The sequence below is a fragment of the Anoxybacillus sp. B2M1 genome, assembly GCF_001634265.1.
In the GTDB taxonomy this organism is placed as follows: domain Bacteria; phylum Bacillota; class Bacilli; order Bacillales; family Anoxybacillaceae; genus Anoxybacteroides; species Anoxybacteroides rupiense.
In genome coordinates, this window is sequence record NZ_CP015435.1 from 1114638 (window position 1) to 1130157 (window position 15520).

General features: G+C 43.7%; 14 protein-coding genes. 2 read left to right on the top strand and 12 right to left on the bottom strand.

Annotated features, from left to right (window positions below; all coding sequences use genetic code 11):
* The first annotated feature begins 132 nt into the window (after nt 1–132).
* Nucleotides 133–567: an HIT family protein gene (locus GFC28_RS05355; protein ID WP_044745289.1), complete on the top strand. Its 435-nt coding sequence runs from the start codon at nt 133–135 to the stop codon at nt 565–567.
* A 172-nt stretch (nt 568–739) separates the two neighbouring features.
* On the opposite strand, the gene glnA is transcribed toward GFC28_RS05355, so the two are convergent.
* The 5 genes from glnA to hflX all read right to left on the bottom strand — a co-directional run bounded on the left by glnA (nt 740) and on the right by hflX (nt 5406).
* Nucleotides 740–2074, bottom strand: coding sequence for a type I glutamate--ammonia ligase (gene glnA, locus GFC28_RS05360; RefSeq protein WP_044745290.1), 1335 nt, complete (start codon nt 2072–2074; stop codon nt 740–742).
* 48 nt (nt 2075–2122) lie between these two features.
* On the bottom strand, nt 2123–2530 hold the full coding sequence (locus GFC28_RS05365; RefSeq protein ID WP_044745291.1) for a MerR family transcriptional regulator: 408 nt from the start codon (nt 2528–2530) through the stop codon (nt 2123–2125).
* Between the two features lie 77 nt (nt 2531–2607).
* A complete protein-coding gene (locus GFC28_RS05370) occupies nt 2608–3876 on the bottom strand; it encodes a methionine gamma-lyase family protein (protein ID WP_044745292.1) in 1269 nt (422 codons plus the stop codon).
* A gap of 28 nt (nt 3877–3904) precedes the next feature.
* Nucleotides 3905–4033 (bottom strand): hypothetical protein, encoded by a 129-nt coding sequence (locus tag GFC28_RS19955; protein WP_255357495.1) that lies wholly within the window; start codon nt 4031–4033, stop codon nt 3905–3907.
* 107 nt (nt 4034–4140) lie between these two features.
* The gene (gene hflX, locus GFC28_RS05375; RefSeq protein ID WP_221211952.1) at nt 4141–5406 is read right to left on the bottom strand and encodes a GTPase HflX; all 1266 of its coding nucleotides are present in this window, start codon (nt 5404–5406) and stop codon (nt 4141–4143) included.
* A 747-nt stretch (nt 5407–6153) separates the two neighbouring features.
* On the opposite strand from hflX, the gene GFC28_RS05380 reads away from it, so the two are divergent.
* The gene (locus tag GFC28_RS05380; RefSeq protein ID WP_044745293.1) at nt 6154–6765 is read left to right on the top strand and encodes a trimeric intracellular cation channel family protein; all 612 of its coding nucleotides are present in this window, start codon (nt 6154–6156) and stop codon (nt 6763–6765) included.
* A gap of 44 nt (nt 6766–6809) precedes the next feature.
* Here GFC28_RS05380 and GFC28_RS05385 read toward each other — a convergent pair whose 3' ends face one another.
* The 7 genes from GFC28_RS05385 to spoVK all read right to left on the bottom strand — a co-directional run bounded on the left by GFC28_RS05385 (nt 6810) and on the right by spoVK (nt 15332).
* Nucleotides 6810–7964: a thiolase family protein gene (locus GFC28_RS05385; RefSeq protein ID WP_044745294.1), complete on the bottom strand. Its 1155-nt coding sequence runs from the start codon at nt 7962–7964 to the stop codon at nt 6810–6812.
* 16 nt (nt 7965–7980) lie between these two features.
* Nucleotides 7981–8832, bottom strand: coding sequence for a 3-hydroxyacyl-CoA dehydrogenase family protein (locus tag GFC28_RS05390; protein ID WP_044745295.1), 852 nt, complete (start codon nt 8830–8832; stop codon nt 7981–7983).
* A gap of 11 nt (nt 8833–8843) precedes the next feature.
* A complete protein-coding gene (locus tag GFC28_RS05395; RefSeq protein WP_044745296.1) occupies nt 8844–10454 on the bottom strand; it encodes a long-chain fatty acid--CoA ligase in 1611 nt (536 codons plus the stop codon).
* Nucleotides 10455–10460: 6 nt separating this feature from the next.
* Nucleotides 10461–11543 carry a CaiB/BaiF CoA transferase family protein gene (locus GFC28_RS05400; protein ID WP_044745297.1) on the bottom strand — a complete coding sequence of 361 codons (1083 nt, stop codon included), beginning with the start codon at nt 11541–11543 and terminating at the stop codon, nt 10461–10463.
* A gap of 18 nt (nt 11544–11561) precedes the next feature.
* Nucleotides 11562–12710, bottom strand: coding sequence for an acyl-CoA dehydrogenase family protein (locus GFC28_RS05405; RefSeq protein WP_044745298.1), 1149 nt, complete (start codon nt 12708–12710; stop codon nt 11562–11564).
* A gap of 12 nt (nt 12711–12722) precedes the next feature.
* On the bottom strand, nt 12723–14282 hold the full coding sequence (locus GFC28_RS05410) for a fatty acid--CoA ligase (RefSeq protein ID WP_044745299.1): 1560 nt from the start codon (nt 14280–14282) through the stop codon (nt 12723–12725).
* Between the two features lie 117 nt (nt 14283–14399).
* Nucleotides 14400–15332, bottom strand: a complete 933-nt coding sequence (gene spoVK / locus GFC28_RS05415) for a stage V sporulation protein K (protein WP_044745300.1) — start codon at nt 15330–15332, stop codon at nt 14400–14402.
* Nucleotides 15333–15520 lie beyond the last annotated feature (188 nt).

Here is a 15520-nt window from a genome sequence, read left to right on the forward strand (position 1 = left end):
TAATTTCTACAAGCAAAGGATATTCTTATTTACATAAAATTCTTAACGCTAGCAACGTTTTGTATAGGAGTGTTATTTTTTGTGAGTTGTGAAAAAATTGTTAGAAAGAGAGGAACACTTGGTAAAGTGTAAATGAGTAAAATGAAAAAATGTGTATTCTGCGAAATCGTTAATGGTACGTCTCCCTGCTATGAGGTTTATAAAGATGATTATGTAACAGCATTTCTTGATATCAATCCGGTAAGTATTGGTCATACCTTAATCGTCACCAATAAACATATCGAGAGGCTTGATGATATAAAAGACAATCAAATCGCTAATGCTTTAATGAATTCCTTGATAATAGTGTCAAAAAAATTAATTAAATCGAGTATTTGCGAAGACTTTACAGTACTTCAAGATAACGGATATTGGGCGCAGCAAGATATTAAACATATTCATTTTCATATTATACCTAGACACAAAGATGAGAAGATTGTCTTGAAATTAGAGACTGATTTTGTTGCAGCGGAGAATAAAAACCTACTCAAGACGTGGGAGAAAATCAAATTGCATGAGAGGTTATGAGATTAAAATTAGAGCGATAACCGCATTATATCAACGATTTTAAAAAACAACACTTCAAAGTGAATCGACATTTATTAACTAAAATCGGGCAGCTGATAAAACGCATATTCACAATCGAAAAATGCCCGATATAAAAACCCCTCAACACCTAGAGGGTCAAGGGGTTTTACGATTAATAAAGGGCCATGTATTGATCGCGTTCCCACGGATGGACTTGTGTGCGGAACATATCCCATTCAATTTCCTTCGCTTCGACGAAATGTTCAAATAAATGCTTTCCTAGCGCATAAATCATCACTTCATCGGATTTTAAATTTTGCAGTGCTTCAGCTAATGTGGACGGCAAATCAACGATTCCTTCTTCAAGGCGCTCCTCTTTTGTCATGATGTAAATATTGCGATCAACTGGATCTGGAGGAGTTAATTTGTTTTTAATTCCGTCTAAGCCAGCCGCAAGCAGCACAGCCATTGCTAAATATGGGTTAGCTGCAGGGTCGACACTGCGAACCTCAATCCGTGTGCTCATGCCGCGGGAAGCAGGGATGCGGATCAGCGGGCTGCGATTGCGCGCAGACCAAGCCACATAGCATGGCGCTTCATATCCAGGCACAAGACGTTTATAAGAATTCACCGTCGGATTTGTCACAGCTGTAAAATTCGGTGCATGCTTTAATACACCAGCGATAAACTGACGGGCAACCTCACTCAATTGTAAATCGCCATTTGGGTCAAAAAACGCATTCTCATTGTGTTTGAACAATGACAAGTTGCAATGCATTCCTGATCCGTTCACGCCAAAGAGCGGTTTTGGCATAAATGTCGCATGCAAGCCATGCTTGCGAGCCACTGTTTTCACCACAAGTTTAAATGTTTGGATATCGTCGCACGCCTTTACCGCGTTAGCATATTTAAAATCAATTTCATGCTGACCAGGTGCTACTTCATGGTGGGAGGCTTCGATTTCAAATCCCATTTCTTCAAGCTCAAGCACAATATCGCGGCGACAATTCTCCCCTAAGTCTGTCGGCGCCAAGTCAAAGTAGCCACCATTATCGTTTAATTCAAGTGTCGGATTTCCTTTGTTATCAAGCTTAAATAGGAAGAATTCTGGCTCGGGACCAAGGTTAAAAGCCGTAAAGCCTAACGCTTCCATTTCCTTTAACATGCGTTTTAAATTATAACGAGGGCATCCTTCAAACGGCGTACCATCTGGATTGTAAATATCACAAATGAAACGAGCCACTTTCCCTTTTTCTGCTGTCCATGGGAAAATCACAAATGTATCCAAGTCCGGATACAAATACATATCAGATTCCTCAATGCGAACAAATCCTTCAATGGACGAACCATCAAACATAATCTTGTTATCTAGCGCTTTTTGTAGCTGGCTAATTGGAATTTCTACGTTTTTGATGGTTCCTAATATATCCGTAAATTGCAAACGGATATACTTGACATTTTCCTCTTGGACAATGCGGATGATATCTTCTTTTGTATATTTCGCCATGCCAAATCCTCCCTATTATTCTTTATATAAAGCATAAAATAAACTAACTTAATGAAAAAAGCGGGCAATGTCGCCTTGGCGAAGCGATGCGCGATTAAAGCGTCCAGCTTGCATAAGCTCTGCTCTCAACATTTTTCGCAGTTCTTCATCTGACAATTGTTGCTTAACAACCTTTTCCACTTTCTCTCCCGCCGGCTCACGGTTCGCTTCAGACTGACGCGCTGCAAAAATCTGCTTGATTCCAGCCAGATTTACCCCTTGGTCAATCAAATCTTTTATTTCAAGAAGTCGGTCGATGTCATTAAAAGAAAAAAGACGCCGATTTCCTTCCGTTCTTGCAGGAGAAACAAGTCCATGTTCCTCATAATAGCGGATTTGACGAGCAGACAACTCTGTTAATTGCATGACAATGCCGATTGGAAACAACGGCATAGAACGTCGAATGTTGCTACTCATGTCAAACGCCTCCTTTAATCATATATTTTTATTTTATTACAATGTCAGGTAATATGTCAATACAATGTTATATTTTCTCACAAAGAAATCAAACCTTTTTCTATCAGGTGATCAAGTGCTGTACAAATCGCAATTTTTACGTGGGAGTACGTTAATCCTCCTTGTACATAGGCTACATATGGAGGACGAAGCGGACCATCTGCTGTCAGTTCAATACTTGCTCCTTGAACAAATGTTCCAGCTGCCATAATCACATCATCCTCATACCCAGGCATATAATTTGGATATGGCATAAAATGAGAATTGATCGGTGAGGCAAATTGAATAGCTTGGCAAAATGCAACCATTTTCTTTGGGTCATCAAACTGCACCGATTGAATAAGATCTGTACGCTTTGCATCCCATGCTGGATATGTATTCATGCCGACACGCTCAAGCATCGCAGCCGTAAATATCGCTCCCTTCAGTGCTTGCCCGACAATATGCGGCGCCAAGAAAAAGCCCTGATACATTTCCTGCAGGCTATAAAGAGAAGCGCCCGCTTCTGCACCAATACCAGGAGAGGTCATTCGGTAAGAGCACATTTCTATATATTCTTTTTTGCCGACAAGATATCCTCCCGTTTTCGCCAGCCCCCCTCCTGGATTTTTTATAAGAGAACCAGCAATAAGATCGGCGCCCACGTGGCAAGGCTCCCTTTCTTCGACGAATTCTCCGTAGCAATTATCAACAAATACAACTACATCTCGTTTTATCGATCTGACAAGACGGATCATTTCTTCAATCTCAGCAATCGTAAAGGAAGGACGAGGATCATACCCTTTTGAGCGCTGTATCCCAATCATCTTCGTACGCTCATGAATAGCGTTTTTCACAGCCTCAACATCTATTTTCCCCTCTGCGGTCAAAGGAACGCTTCGATAACGGATATGGAATTCTTTTAGCGATCCGCTGCCGTCTCCACGAATGCCGACAATTTCCTCAAGCGTATCATATGGCTTTCCCGTAATGTAGAGCAGCTCATCTCCAGGGCGAAGGATCCCAAATAACGCAATCGAGATAGCATGTGTTCCAGAAATAATGTGCGGCCGAACAAGCCCCGCTTCTCCGCCAAACACATCTGCATACACCTTTTCAAGTGTGTCGCGCCCGATATCATCGTATCCATATCCCGTTGTAGGAATAAAATGAGCGTCGCTGACTTGATGGCGCCGAAAGCTTTCGAGAACACGATACTGGTTATAATCGATTCGCTGCTCGATTTCTTTATGCATTGGAGCTATGCGCTCCTCTACTTCTTGAACAAGTACTGCAATTTCTTTGCCGTATTTTAAATGCTGAAACATAAAACAAACCCTTTCTATGCTGAATTTCTCAATGGTCTATGATATTCTTATCGCTTTTCCTATTTTGCGCCAAGGTCTGCGGAAAGCCCTTTGACCCGTGCCATTCGCCCATTGAAAGCCCCATTTGAAGCCAGTCGGCAAAGAGCACGAAAGCCATGCTTTTCCACCTAATTTCCCAATAAGAACGTTCGGAGACATTGCGGAAAAAGCGCACTGGGGCCAACCTGTCCGAAACTAGCCCCATTGCTCAATTCCGTATACATGCTAGAGTTGCGCAGTTTTAAGCTGTGGATACAGCGGGTGTTCTGGCAAAATAAACCCTTGGCATTCGTACATTTCTTTCTCCTCATGGTAATGCAATGTTTGTAAAATGGTTTCTGTCTTTAATTGGGCAAGCAATTTTCCATCACACGCCGACACTGACACATCATAAGGCTCCATTGCTTCAATCATTGCTGTTTCAATAAATTGACGAAGCTGTTGCAGATCGGTTTCATTTAAAGCACTAATAAAAATCGAATCTGTTCTCGAGCTTGGGATAAAATTCTTATCAGCAAGATCTCTCTTATTATAAATCGTGACAATTGGAATAGCTGACACCTCAAGATCTTGGAGCAAATCGTAAACCGTCTGTTCATGCTGAACATAATCCAAATTTGAAGAATCAACGACATGCAAAATCAAATCAGCCTCTTTCACTTCTTCCAACGTCGATCGAAAAGCAGCCACAAGAGTTGTCGGCAAGTCTTGAATAAAACCGACCGTATCGGTCAATAACGCTGTATAGCCGCTTGGTAAGATGAATTTTCGTGTCAGAGGATCTAACGTAGCAAACAGTAAATTTTCTTCAAATGAATCAGCGTTGGTCAAACGGTTAAATAGCGTTGATTTTCCTGCATTAGTGTAGCCAACAAGCGCGATTTGAAATGTCCTGTTTTTCTTACGGCGTTCACGATAACGCACGCGATGTTCCACTACCCATTTTAGCTGATTTTTAATCTCATCAACGCGGCGACGGATATGACGACGGTCGGTTTCTAGCTTCGTTTCTCCCGGTCCCCTTGTGCCAATTCCGCCGCCTAGACGAGAAAGCTGTACACCCTGCCCGCTTAAACGCGGCAATAAATATTGCAACTGGGCAAGTTCGACTTGCAGCTTTCCTTCCTTCGAGCGAGCTCGCTGCGCGAATATGTCTAAAATCAACTGGGTACGGTCAATTACTCTTGCTTCCAACAGCTTAGAAAGATTCCGGGCTTGGCTTGGCGATAGCTCATCATTGAAAATAATTACATCTGGCTCAAGCTGTTCCACAAGTCGAGCAAGCTCCTCAACTTTTCCTTTTCCGATATATGTCGCTGGATGGACCGCTTCCCGCTTTTGTGAAAGCTGCAAGATCACCTCTCCGTGCGCTGTATGAACAAGCGAAGCAAGCTCCTCCATCGAATATGAAAACCGATCATCATCTTCATCGGCAAGCTGGCAACCAACAATGATGACTCTTTCTCGATCGCTTTTTTGAATCTCCTGCAATATGCTCCCCTCTTTCTGAGCAACGGCTGGTCATTACTTTTTCTTAGATCTTTTATGACGAACCATGCCGTCGCTTTTTTTAACTTATAAACTTGATCATGTTGTCTTTGGCTTTGCTGATTTTTCATCCTTAAAACACTCTCATTATATTGTTTATATCCGTTCAAGCCAACTTTCACACAGCCCTTAGGCGATTTCGGCTGCTTATATTTCTACTATAATGTTTTGTCCCCCATCTACTCAAGAAATGACATGATGGCACCTTAAAGATGGAACGACGGATCCAGAAAAGAAAAGGCTCCATTGTTTTGGGCAACCAGAGGTACACTTTGACTTCCCCTTTGCTCCTCACGCGTGACAGAATCCTGATCATCCAAAAATGACGGAACTTCATATCCATACAAATATTAACACGTTAGGTTACATTTATATAGTCCTTTATCACTTGTTCATAAAAACGATGGAAACAGACTGGGAAAATCGGGACGTCAAATGGACATAGGGTGATTAGAAGCCGTTTATGGATATTGCTTCATTAGATATGACGAAGGATACAAATTCTCAGCGATAGAAATTTATCTTATGGTAGAATACCATATACAAGCTTTTTTCTTATGTTTTTGTCATGAAATCATATCTCATTCTCAAAATCCCCTTATAGGAAACGGCCAAAAAATGATGATTGATTTTCTTATCTATTCCGCCTAAAATGTTTACCGTAATACGATGAAGAAAGGGATTTGCCGTATGACCTGGGAAATATTGAGTATTATCGGTACGGTTGCTTTTGCCATTAGTGGCGCTATTGTCGCTATGGAAGAGGAGTATGACATTTTGGGCGTCTATATTCTCGGAATTGTGACTGCCTTTGGCGGTGGAGCGATTCGCAATTTGCTGATCGGTGTTCCTGTATCAGCACTATGGGATCAAGGCATGCTGTTTCATATAGCCCTCTTTGCTATGACCGTTATTTATCTGTTCCCGCAAAAAATGCTGCCCCACTGGCAAAGATGGGGGAATTTTTTTGATGCGCTCGGATTATCTGCATTTGCCATTCAAGGAGCTTTATATGCAGCCAAAATGGGGCATCCGCTGAGCGCTGTCATTGTAGCCGCTGTTTTAACAGGCAGTGGAGGCGGGATCATTAGGGATTTGCTAGCCGGGCGAAAACCGCTCGTGCTTCGTGCCGAAATTTATGCTGTTTGGGCTATTTTAGCGGGATTAGCCGTTGGAATTGGGGCAGCTCACTCTCCTATTCGATTATATATTCTCTTTATGATCGTTGCCGCCCTTCGTATTCTATCATATACATATAATTGGAAGCTGCCGAATAAATCATTAAAAGCAAAAGCATCATAAAAAGGGGATGGCCCAAAACACTAACGCGTTTTGGGCCATCCCCTTTATGCATTCCATCGCTCAATAATCGAAGCAGTGGCCATCCCATGTCCAATACAAATCGTCAACAAACCATATCTCTTCTGTCTGCGTTCAAGCTCATGAACAAGAGAGGTCATCAGTTTAACTCCAGTTGCGCCAAGCGGATGACCGAGGGCAATCGCTCCTCCATTGACATTTACCTTCGAAAGCGGGATGCCGATTTCCTTTTGCCATGCTAGCACAACAGGTGCAAACGCTTCATTAATCTCGACCAGATCCATATCATCAATGGTAAGACCCGCTTTTTGCAAGACTTTTTTCGTTGCTGGAATCACCCCATCCAGCATATATGTGGGATCAGAGCCAACAACGGTTTGCGCGATGATTCTTGCCTTCGGCACAATTCCGAGGCGGCAGGCGGTCCCTGCGTCCATTAATAGCGCAGCAGCTGCTCCATCACTCATTTGACTTGCATTTCCGGCTGTAATTTTTCCTTTTTGCTTGAATACCGGTTTCAATAAAGCCAGCGCCTCCAGCGATGTATCTTGCCGCGGCCCTTCATCTTTTATAACAACGATCTCGTTTCCTTCTTGGTCCCGCCCGTGCACAGGTACAATTTCTTGGGCAAATACCCCCTTTTCTTGTGCCTGAAGCGCCCGACGATGGCTCTCATATGCATAGGCATCAAGCTCCTCGCGTGTAAGCCCATATTTTTCAGCGATGAGCTCTGCAGAAATGCCTTGATGCACAAATTCATATTTTCCATGCAAGGATGGTGGAATGGTCTGGTCGTTTCCGTCGCTTAAAATCGGAACTTTTGTCATACTTTCCACTCCTGCAGCAATCGTAATCTCCATATCCCCTGAACGAATTTCTTGAGCAGCGAAATGAATGGCCTGCTGGCCCGATCCGCACATCCGGTTAATTTGTACAGCGGGCACTTCGACAGGAAAGCCTGCTTCCAGTGCCGCCAGCCGCCCGATATTATACCCCTGCTCACCAATAGGAGTCACACATCCCATAACAATATCCTCAACGAGAGGCTTGTCAATTCCCGCACGATCGACTACTTCAGCAAGCACCGCGGCGGCAAGATGAACAGGATGAACCTCACGAAATACTCCATTACGCTTGCCGACAGGCGTGCGCACTGCTTCGACAATTACCACTTCTCGCACAACATTTTCCCTTCTTTCATTCGTAATATGTGTAAAATCCCTTTCCTGTTTTTCTACCTAAATGACCTGCTTCAACAAGCTTTCGAAGTATTTGCGGCGGGCGAAAGCGATCTCCATATGCCTCTGTCATGTTTTCACTGACAAATAGCATGGTATCCAAGCCGACTAAGTCAGCAAGCTCGAGTGGTCCCATCGGATAATTTAGGCCGAGACAAATCGCTTTATCAATATGTTCTGCGGAAGCGACTCCCTCCTCATACATCCGGATGCATTCAATCATATGAGCAGCAATGGCTCGTGTAGTGACAAACCCCTGCCTGTCTTCCACTACTACCGTTTCTTTTCCAATCTCTTGAGACAATTGCTCAATGATTCGAATCGTTTTCTCAGATGTAGGGACTCCTTTCACGATTTCAATCAGCTTCATCACCGGCGCAGGATTGAACCAATGCATGCCGATTACCTGGCTCGGCCGTTGCGTGGCTGAAGCAATCGCCGTCACACTTAACTCAGAGGTATTCGTGGCCAACACGGCTTCCTGCTTCGCATAGCGATCCAGTTGTTTAAACACCTCTTTTTTTAGTGCTAGCTGCTCTGGAACCGCTTCGATCACCACATCCACATCCTTTACAGCCGTTTGTAGATTCGTGCCTGTCTGAATTCGATTCAGCACATCCTCCACCTGCTGCTCACTCCATTTACCAGACTTCACAAATCGCGCTAGACTTTTGCGAATCGAATCTCTTCCTTTCTCAAGAGCGGAGTCGGAAATATCGTATAAATATACAGTTTTCCCACCCATGGCCAGCGACTGAGCAATTCCGCTTCCCATTAAACCGGAGCCGATAACCGCAACGGATTGCAACATGCCCTTCCCTCCTAATTTGTATTGGTAAAATAACTACGCAGCTGCTCGCGCAATTTCGTTTTCAAAAATTTCCCGACACTTGTTTTGGGAATTTCATCGACAAACACGATTTCATCTGGAAGCCACCATTTAGCAAACTGCGGACGCAAAAAATCGTACAGTTCATCTTTTGTGACTGTTTTCCCTTCTTTGACAACCACGCAGGCAACCGGACGTTCCTGCCATTCTGGATGAGGCACGGCGACCACGGCTGCTTCAAATACGGCCTCATGGGCCATTAAGGCATTCTCTAAATCTACCGAAGAAATCCATTCCCCACCGCTTTTGATGACATCTTTCGTACGGTCGACAATCTTAATAAAGCCTTCTTCATCAACCGTTACGACATCTCCTGTATAAAGCCAGCCATCGCGAAACGATTCCTTGCTTCGTTCATCATGATAATACTCGCTAGCAATCCACGGTCCACGCAAACATAGCTCCCCCATTTCTGTTCCGTTCCATGATACATCACCGTCCTTGCCAATCACCTTCATTTCGACTCCAGGAACGAGAAAGCCTTGCTTAGCCCGAATATCCAGTTTCTCATTTTTAGATAAATGCTGCTGATAGCTTTTGAGACGAGAAAGCACGACAAGCGGGCTTGTTTCTGTCATACCATATGCATGGACAAACGGAATCCCTCTTTCTTCAAAAGCGCGAATCAGACCTTTTGGAGCTGCCGCCCCTCCGCATAAAATACGCTTCACACTACTTAAATCATAGTCTTCTTTCTCCAACTCCTTTAGCAAGCCAAGCCACACCGTCGGCACTCCGGCAGCAAGAGTCACTTTTTCCACTTCCATCAGTTCCGCTAAAATTTTCGGAGTAAAGGCTGCACCAGGCATCACAAGCGTTGTTCCAAACCACACGGCAGCAAATGGAAGTCCCCACGCATTCACATGAAACATCGGCACCACCGGCATGGCTACATCGGTTTCGGATAAACCAGCGCTATCGGCAAGCCCCAGCGCCATACTATGCAGCACTGTCGCGCGATGCGAGTAAACAACCCCCTTCGGCCATCCCGTCGTTGCCGAGGTGTAACATATGCCCGAAGGACTATTTTCATCCATATTTTTAAGAAAGGCAAAATGAGCCTCTCCTTTTTGCAGCAGATTTTCATAATGATAGACAGGGGACAAAGACGTCTCTGGCACGCTGTCCTCTTCTGTCATCACAATAAAGGCTTGAACATTAGGAATCTCGTTTTTTATGTTTTCAATGACCGGAAGAAAATCTTCATCAATCAGCAGCACACGGTCATTTGCATGATTAATAATATAGGCAATATGCTCTGGAGACAGCCGAATGTTAATCGTATGCAGCACAGCTCCAATTCCCGGAATAGCGAAATACGCCTCCAAATGCCGATGATGATTCCAAGCAAGCGTACCGACGCGATCCCCTATTTCCACGCCTAGCTGTTTTAGAGCGCTTGCAAGCCTTCGCGTCCTTTCACCGATTTCTCTATAGGTATGGCGAACAATACCAGATTTCATCCGGGAAATAACCTGCTTTTTTGGAAAAAGTGCTTCCGCTCTCTCCAGCATCGTCGCGATATTTAATGGCACATTCATCATCGTTCATCACTCTCCTATTGAATAAATGAAATCCTGCTTGTGCTCATTGATTTTTGGTGCATGTGACCGCTTTTTGAGCAACTCGCGATCATAGCAAGTCGCCACTTCTATTCGATCCTCCTCTATATGAATCATTTTTCGATACCGTTCGCTCGAAAATAAGATTTTTGCTTCATCTGTTTCGAAAACAGGAGTAAGGCAACAATCAATCTGCATACTAAACTCCGCCCATTGCTCTAGTGTTTTCGATTGGAACAGCTGCTTGATCTCCCGAAAGATGACGTTATCATCATTCGCCGGAGAGATATGGTGCTCGCACCATTCAGGGTGACCTACAGCCGAACAGAAATTTTTCCAAAAGTTCGGTTCAAGGGCGGCTAACGACACGTATCTCCCATCTTTTGTTTCGTACAAATAATACGAAACAATGATACCTGCAAGCAGCTGAATGCCATTTTTGCTTTTCGTTTTGTGTTCCTGCACAAAATGGTTAGTCATCAATGAAAGTAGTCCGTCCACTAGCGAAAGATCGAGATATCTCCCTTTTCCTGTCCGCTCACGTGCATATAAAGCAGCTATCATTTGCTCAACAGCATGAAGGCTGCCAATGAAATCCGCCATCGTAATCGTCGGATGGACAGGGCGTCCTTGAGAATCCTTTAGCTGAGCTAATACACCGGTAAGCGCCATATAGTTCAAATCATGGCTTCCTAATAAAGAAGCAGGGCTATTCTGCCCATAGCCACTAATGGAGCAATAAATAATGGCAGGATTTATTTGGCTGATCTCATCGTAGCCCAAACCGAGTCTTTTCATAACGCCAGGGCGAAAGCTTTCAATGATCACGTCAGCCTCTTTTATTAACGATTTTGCAATCCGCACATCCTCCTCCAGCTTTAAATTGAGAGAAATGCTTTGCTTGCCGGCATTATTGGCTGCAAATATACATTCATCAGCCAGCTCGCGCATCTTATCGCCCGTTGGCGGTTCGATCTTCACTACTTCTGCTCCTAAATCGGCCAAGCGAAGGCTGGCAAATGGACCAGGAAGATAATGGGAAAAATCAATAACTTTTACTCCTTCTAGCAAATGATGTTCCTCCTTTTTCTATGAAAGGGTCAGATTTTTAGCAATGATCCTTTTCATCATTTCATTTGTTCCCGCGTAAATCGCACTGACTGGAATGTCACGATATCGCCGCGCAATCTCGTATTCTTCCATATAGCCATAGCCTCCATGCAGCTGCATTCCTTCTGCCGCTATTCGCTTGGCCATATCAGTAATCCACCATTTCGCCATCGAGACATATGTGACCACATCCCTTCCGTCGATATGCTGTTCGATGACATGATCAAGAAAGGTCCGACCCAAAGCAATTTCGGTTGCCATCTCAGCCAGTCGAAACTGGATTGTTTGAAATTGACTGATCGCTCGTCCAAATGCCTTTCTGTTTTTAACATATTCTTTGGTCAGCTCAAACATTCTTTCCGCTGCTGTTTGCGCAGCAATCGCCACAATCAAGCGTTCCTGCTGCAGCTTTTCCATTAAGTAATAAAAACCGTGTCCTTCTTTGCCGAGCAAATTGGCTGCTGGAACTTTTGCATCGCTAAAAAAGAGCTCCGCTGTATCCTGTGCACGCAGTCCCACTTTCTCCAGTTTTCTGCCCCGGGTAAATCCAGGCGTACCTCGTTCCACAGCCAATAAGCTTATTCCTTTATAAGGCAGCACGGCTTGCGGATCGGTTTTGCAAACAACGATGACTAAGTCGGCATGAATGCCATTCGTGATAAACGTCTTCTGTCCATTGACAACATAGTAATCGCCATGTTTGATCGCCGTTGTTGAAATATCCGCTAAATCAGATCCTGCCCCCGGTTCGGTCATCGCAATGGCCGTAATCATTTCTCCTGTTAAGCACTTTGGCAACCATTTTTTCTTTTGTTCCTCTGTTCCATAAGATTCAATATATGGAATGACAATGTCATTATGCAGGCCAATCCCAATCAGACTTGATCCTATTTTTTCTAATTCTTCATTAATGACCACAGAATAACCGAAATCAGCGGATAAGCCGCCGTACTTCTCATCAATCCACGGACAAAGAAAACCGTTATCACCCATTTTCTCCCAAAAACCACGCGGAATGAGGCCTTGTTTTTCCCAATCTAAGTAATAGGGCGCCGCTTCTTTTTCCAAAAATTTTCTAAAGGAGCTGCGAAAAATGCGATGCTCTTCACGCAAATAGCTTGCTGCCATCTTCTCATCTCCCTATGATTTTGCTGATTGGTTCATTTGTTCGCGAAGTAAAAATTTTTGGATTTTGCCGCTTGCATTTCTCGGCAGTGCATCAACAAAATAGTAGGCGCGCGGTCGTTTGTATGGAGCTAGCTGGTCGCTGTTTTTGCAAAATCGCTCAAGCTCCTCTGCTGTTAAATTGGGATCTTTTTTAACAATAAAAGCCACAACCTTTTCTCCCCACTTTTCATCCGGCTCCCCAAGCACAGCAACATCCAGCACCCCTTTATGCTCATAGAGCACATCCTCGACTTCGCGCGGGTAAACGTTTTCACCGCCGCTGATCACCATATCATCTACGCGATCTGCCACATATAAATATCCATCCTCATCCATATACCCTAAATCCCCCGAATGGTACCAGCCTTTATACATCGCTTTTTCTGTTGCTTCTTCGCGGTTGTAATAGCCCATCATCATGCACGGGCCTTTCACGATAATCTCGCCAACCTGCCCTGGAGACAGCACGTGATCGGGGTCGGACGGACCATCTTCTTTCGGCTGCACAATGCGAATTTCATGGTTTAAGCAAGCACGACCAACTGATCCAGCCCTCGTTAGTTGCTCATCCTCTAGCAAAAACGTTACGGCCGGTCCCATTTCTGTCATTCCATACGCTTGAATCAGATCAATTCCCAATCTTTCTTTGCACTCCTTCACAAGCACAGGAGCCATTGGGGCGGCACCATATAAGCCCATGCGAAAAGAGGATAAATGATAGGCGCTTATATTCTCCTGAAGAATCATGTTCCACATGGTCGGTGCAGCAAATAGAGAAGTAATCCGCTCTTTTTCAATGACCTCAAGCACTTGCTTTGGATCAAAATGATGAATAATGACATTCGTGGCTCCCGCATGCACGCGCGGCAAAAAGCAGCAATGTAATTCAGCGCAATGAAACATGGGAGCAGCAACAAGTCCCCGGTCGGTTTCACGAATGCGCATAATCGAGTTACAAATCAAGCTCTGCTCAACCATCTCGCGATGCCGGTGCATAACGCCTTTTGGTCTTCCCGTCGTTCCACTCGTATACATAATGGCGTAAAGATCATTTTCTGATACATCGCTGCGAGGAGGTTGTGATGAAGCAATATTCACTTGTTCCCAGTAATTCATCGCATAGGGTGGTGTATCGTTATCAATATAACAGAAGGAAATATGAGGAAATTCATGGTGAATATGTGATATTTGCGGTTCTACGGCCTTTTCAAACAAAACAATTTTCGGAGCTGCATCCGCTAAAATGTAAGCGATTTCTTTCGGGCTCAAACGAAAATTGACCGGATTGAAGACGGCCCCAATTTGGGCGCATGCAAAAAATGCCGTTGCTAATTCGCTAGTGTTTAACAATATGGTGGAAACACGATCTCCTTTTTTTACTCCCATACCTATGAAGGCATTAGCAAGACGGCTGACTTCGTCTGCCCACTGTTTATACGTATAGCGAATTCCTCTTCTTATATCGACAAGCGCTTCTTTTTTTGGAAATTTCCTTACCGTTTGTAAAAATACTTCGCCAATCGTAATAGACATTCTTCTCCTCCTCTTTTATTAAAATATTAAGACAATTAATAATCTTATGTATTCTTTTTGTGTAATAAAACTCCTGCCTCCCTGCAAAAAAATAAGGAAGCTGCTGCTTCCGCTTGATTAAGAACCGATGATTAAATCACGATCACGAATCAACGTTAACTCTTTTTTATCATAACGCCCTTCATATAATAAACGAACAGCTTGTTTGCGAATCGCCTTCTCAATTAAATTACGAATGTAGCGGCCATTGCTGAATTTTCGTTCCTTCTTTGTGTGAAGAAGCTCTTCAATATGATAATACAGCTTTCGTTCTGCTTCGAACGTAAATTCATATTCTCTCTCTCGCAGCATTTGTTTGGCAATATGGATTAATTCGTCTACCGTGTAATCAGGAAACTCAATCATAAGTGGAAAGCGGGAAGGGAGACCGGGGTTCAAGGATAGAAAATAATCCATCTCCGCCGGATAACCAGCCAAAATGACGACTAAATCTTCACAATAATCCTCCATGCCTTTTACAAGCGTATCAATCGCTTCTTTTCCAAAATCCTTTTCTCCCCCGCGTGCCAACGAATACGCCTCATCAATAAATAAAATACCGCCTCGCGCCTTTTTAATTAAATCACGTGTTTTATTGGCTGTGTGCCCAATATACTCGCCGACTAAATCCGCTCGTTCTGCTTCGATAAAATGCCCTTTTGACAACACGTTCATTTCAAAAAATAATTTTCCTAACAGGCGAGCGACTGTTGTTTTTCCCGTTCCCGGATTGCCTTTAAAAATCATGTGAAGTGCCTGCTTATTCGATTTCAGTCCCTGATCTTTGCGCCTTTTGTTAATATATAGCCATGCATAAATTTCTTTGACAATTTTTTTGACATTTTCCAAGCCGATCAATTGGTCAAGCTCTGTTTGGATGCTTCTTAATATCGCATGTTGCTCGTAATCAATTCCTTCGATGCGTTCCTCTTTCACTAAATGATTCGTATTTTTAGAGTTTAATACAATGTTAATTTGTCCTTTCGCCTTATTCATCGTTACTTCTGACAACGGTTGTCACCTCGCTTTATCCCTTTCGCTTGATGAATAGTGGTATTGTTTTTTCCAGTATACGTTTAGCGACATTTATTTGTGACAAATGCCTATCATCCGATGCACTTCTCCCTTTACCCCTCTATTTGCTCCATGATGTGGCCCCATTTCATTCGAATTTAACGTTTGCTCTCTTCATCGTTTAT

What these genes read in the sequence shown, in the direction of transcription:
- GFC28_RS05390 (WP_044745295.1), bottom strand. Translation starts at nt 8,832, where the DNA reads ATGTTGCAATCCGTTGCGGTTATCGGCTCCGGTTTAATGGGAAGCGGA.
- GFC28_RS05395 (WP_044745296.1), bottom strand. Translation starts at nt 10,454, where the DNA reads ATGATGAATGTGCCATTAAATATCGCGACGATGCTGGAGAGAGCGGAA.
- GFC28_RS05365 (WP_044745291.1), bottom strand. Translation starts at nt 2,530, where the DNA reads ATGAGTAGCAACATTCGACGTTCTATGCCGTTGTTTCCAATCGGCATT.
- GFC28_RS05380 (WP_044745293.1), top strand. Translation starts at nt 6,154, where the DNA reads ATGACCTGGGAAATATTGAGTATTATCGGTACGGTTGCTTTTGCCATT.
- GFC28_RS05355 (WP_044745289.1), top strand. Translation starts at nt 133, where the DNA reads ATGAGTAAAATGAAAAAATGTGTATTCTGCGAAATCGTTAATGGTACG.
- glnA (WP_044745290.1), bottom strand. Translation starts at nt 2,074, where the DNA reads ATGGCGAAATATACAAAAGAAGATATCATCCGCATTGTCCAAGAGGAA.
- GFC28_RS05410 (WP_044745299.1), bottom strand. Translation starts at nt 14,282, where the DNA reads ATGTCTATTACGATTGGCGAAGTATTTTTACAAACGGTAAGGAAATTT.
- GFC28_RS05405 (WP_044745298.1), bottom strand. Translation starts at nt 12,710, where the DNA reads ATGGCAGCAAGCTATTTGCGTGAAGAGCATCGCATTTTTCGCAGCTCC.
- GFC28_RS19955 (WP_255357495.1), bottom strand. Translation starts at nt 4,033, where the DNA reads ATGGCTTTCGTGCTCTTTGCCGACTGGCTTCAAATGGGGCTTTCAATG.
- GFC28_RS05370 (WP_044745292.1), bottom strand. Translation starts at nt 3,876, where the DNA reads ATGTTTCAGCATTTAAAATACGGCAAAGAAATTGCAGTACTTGTTCAA.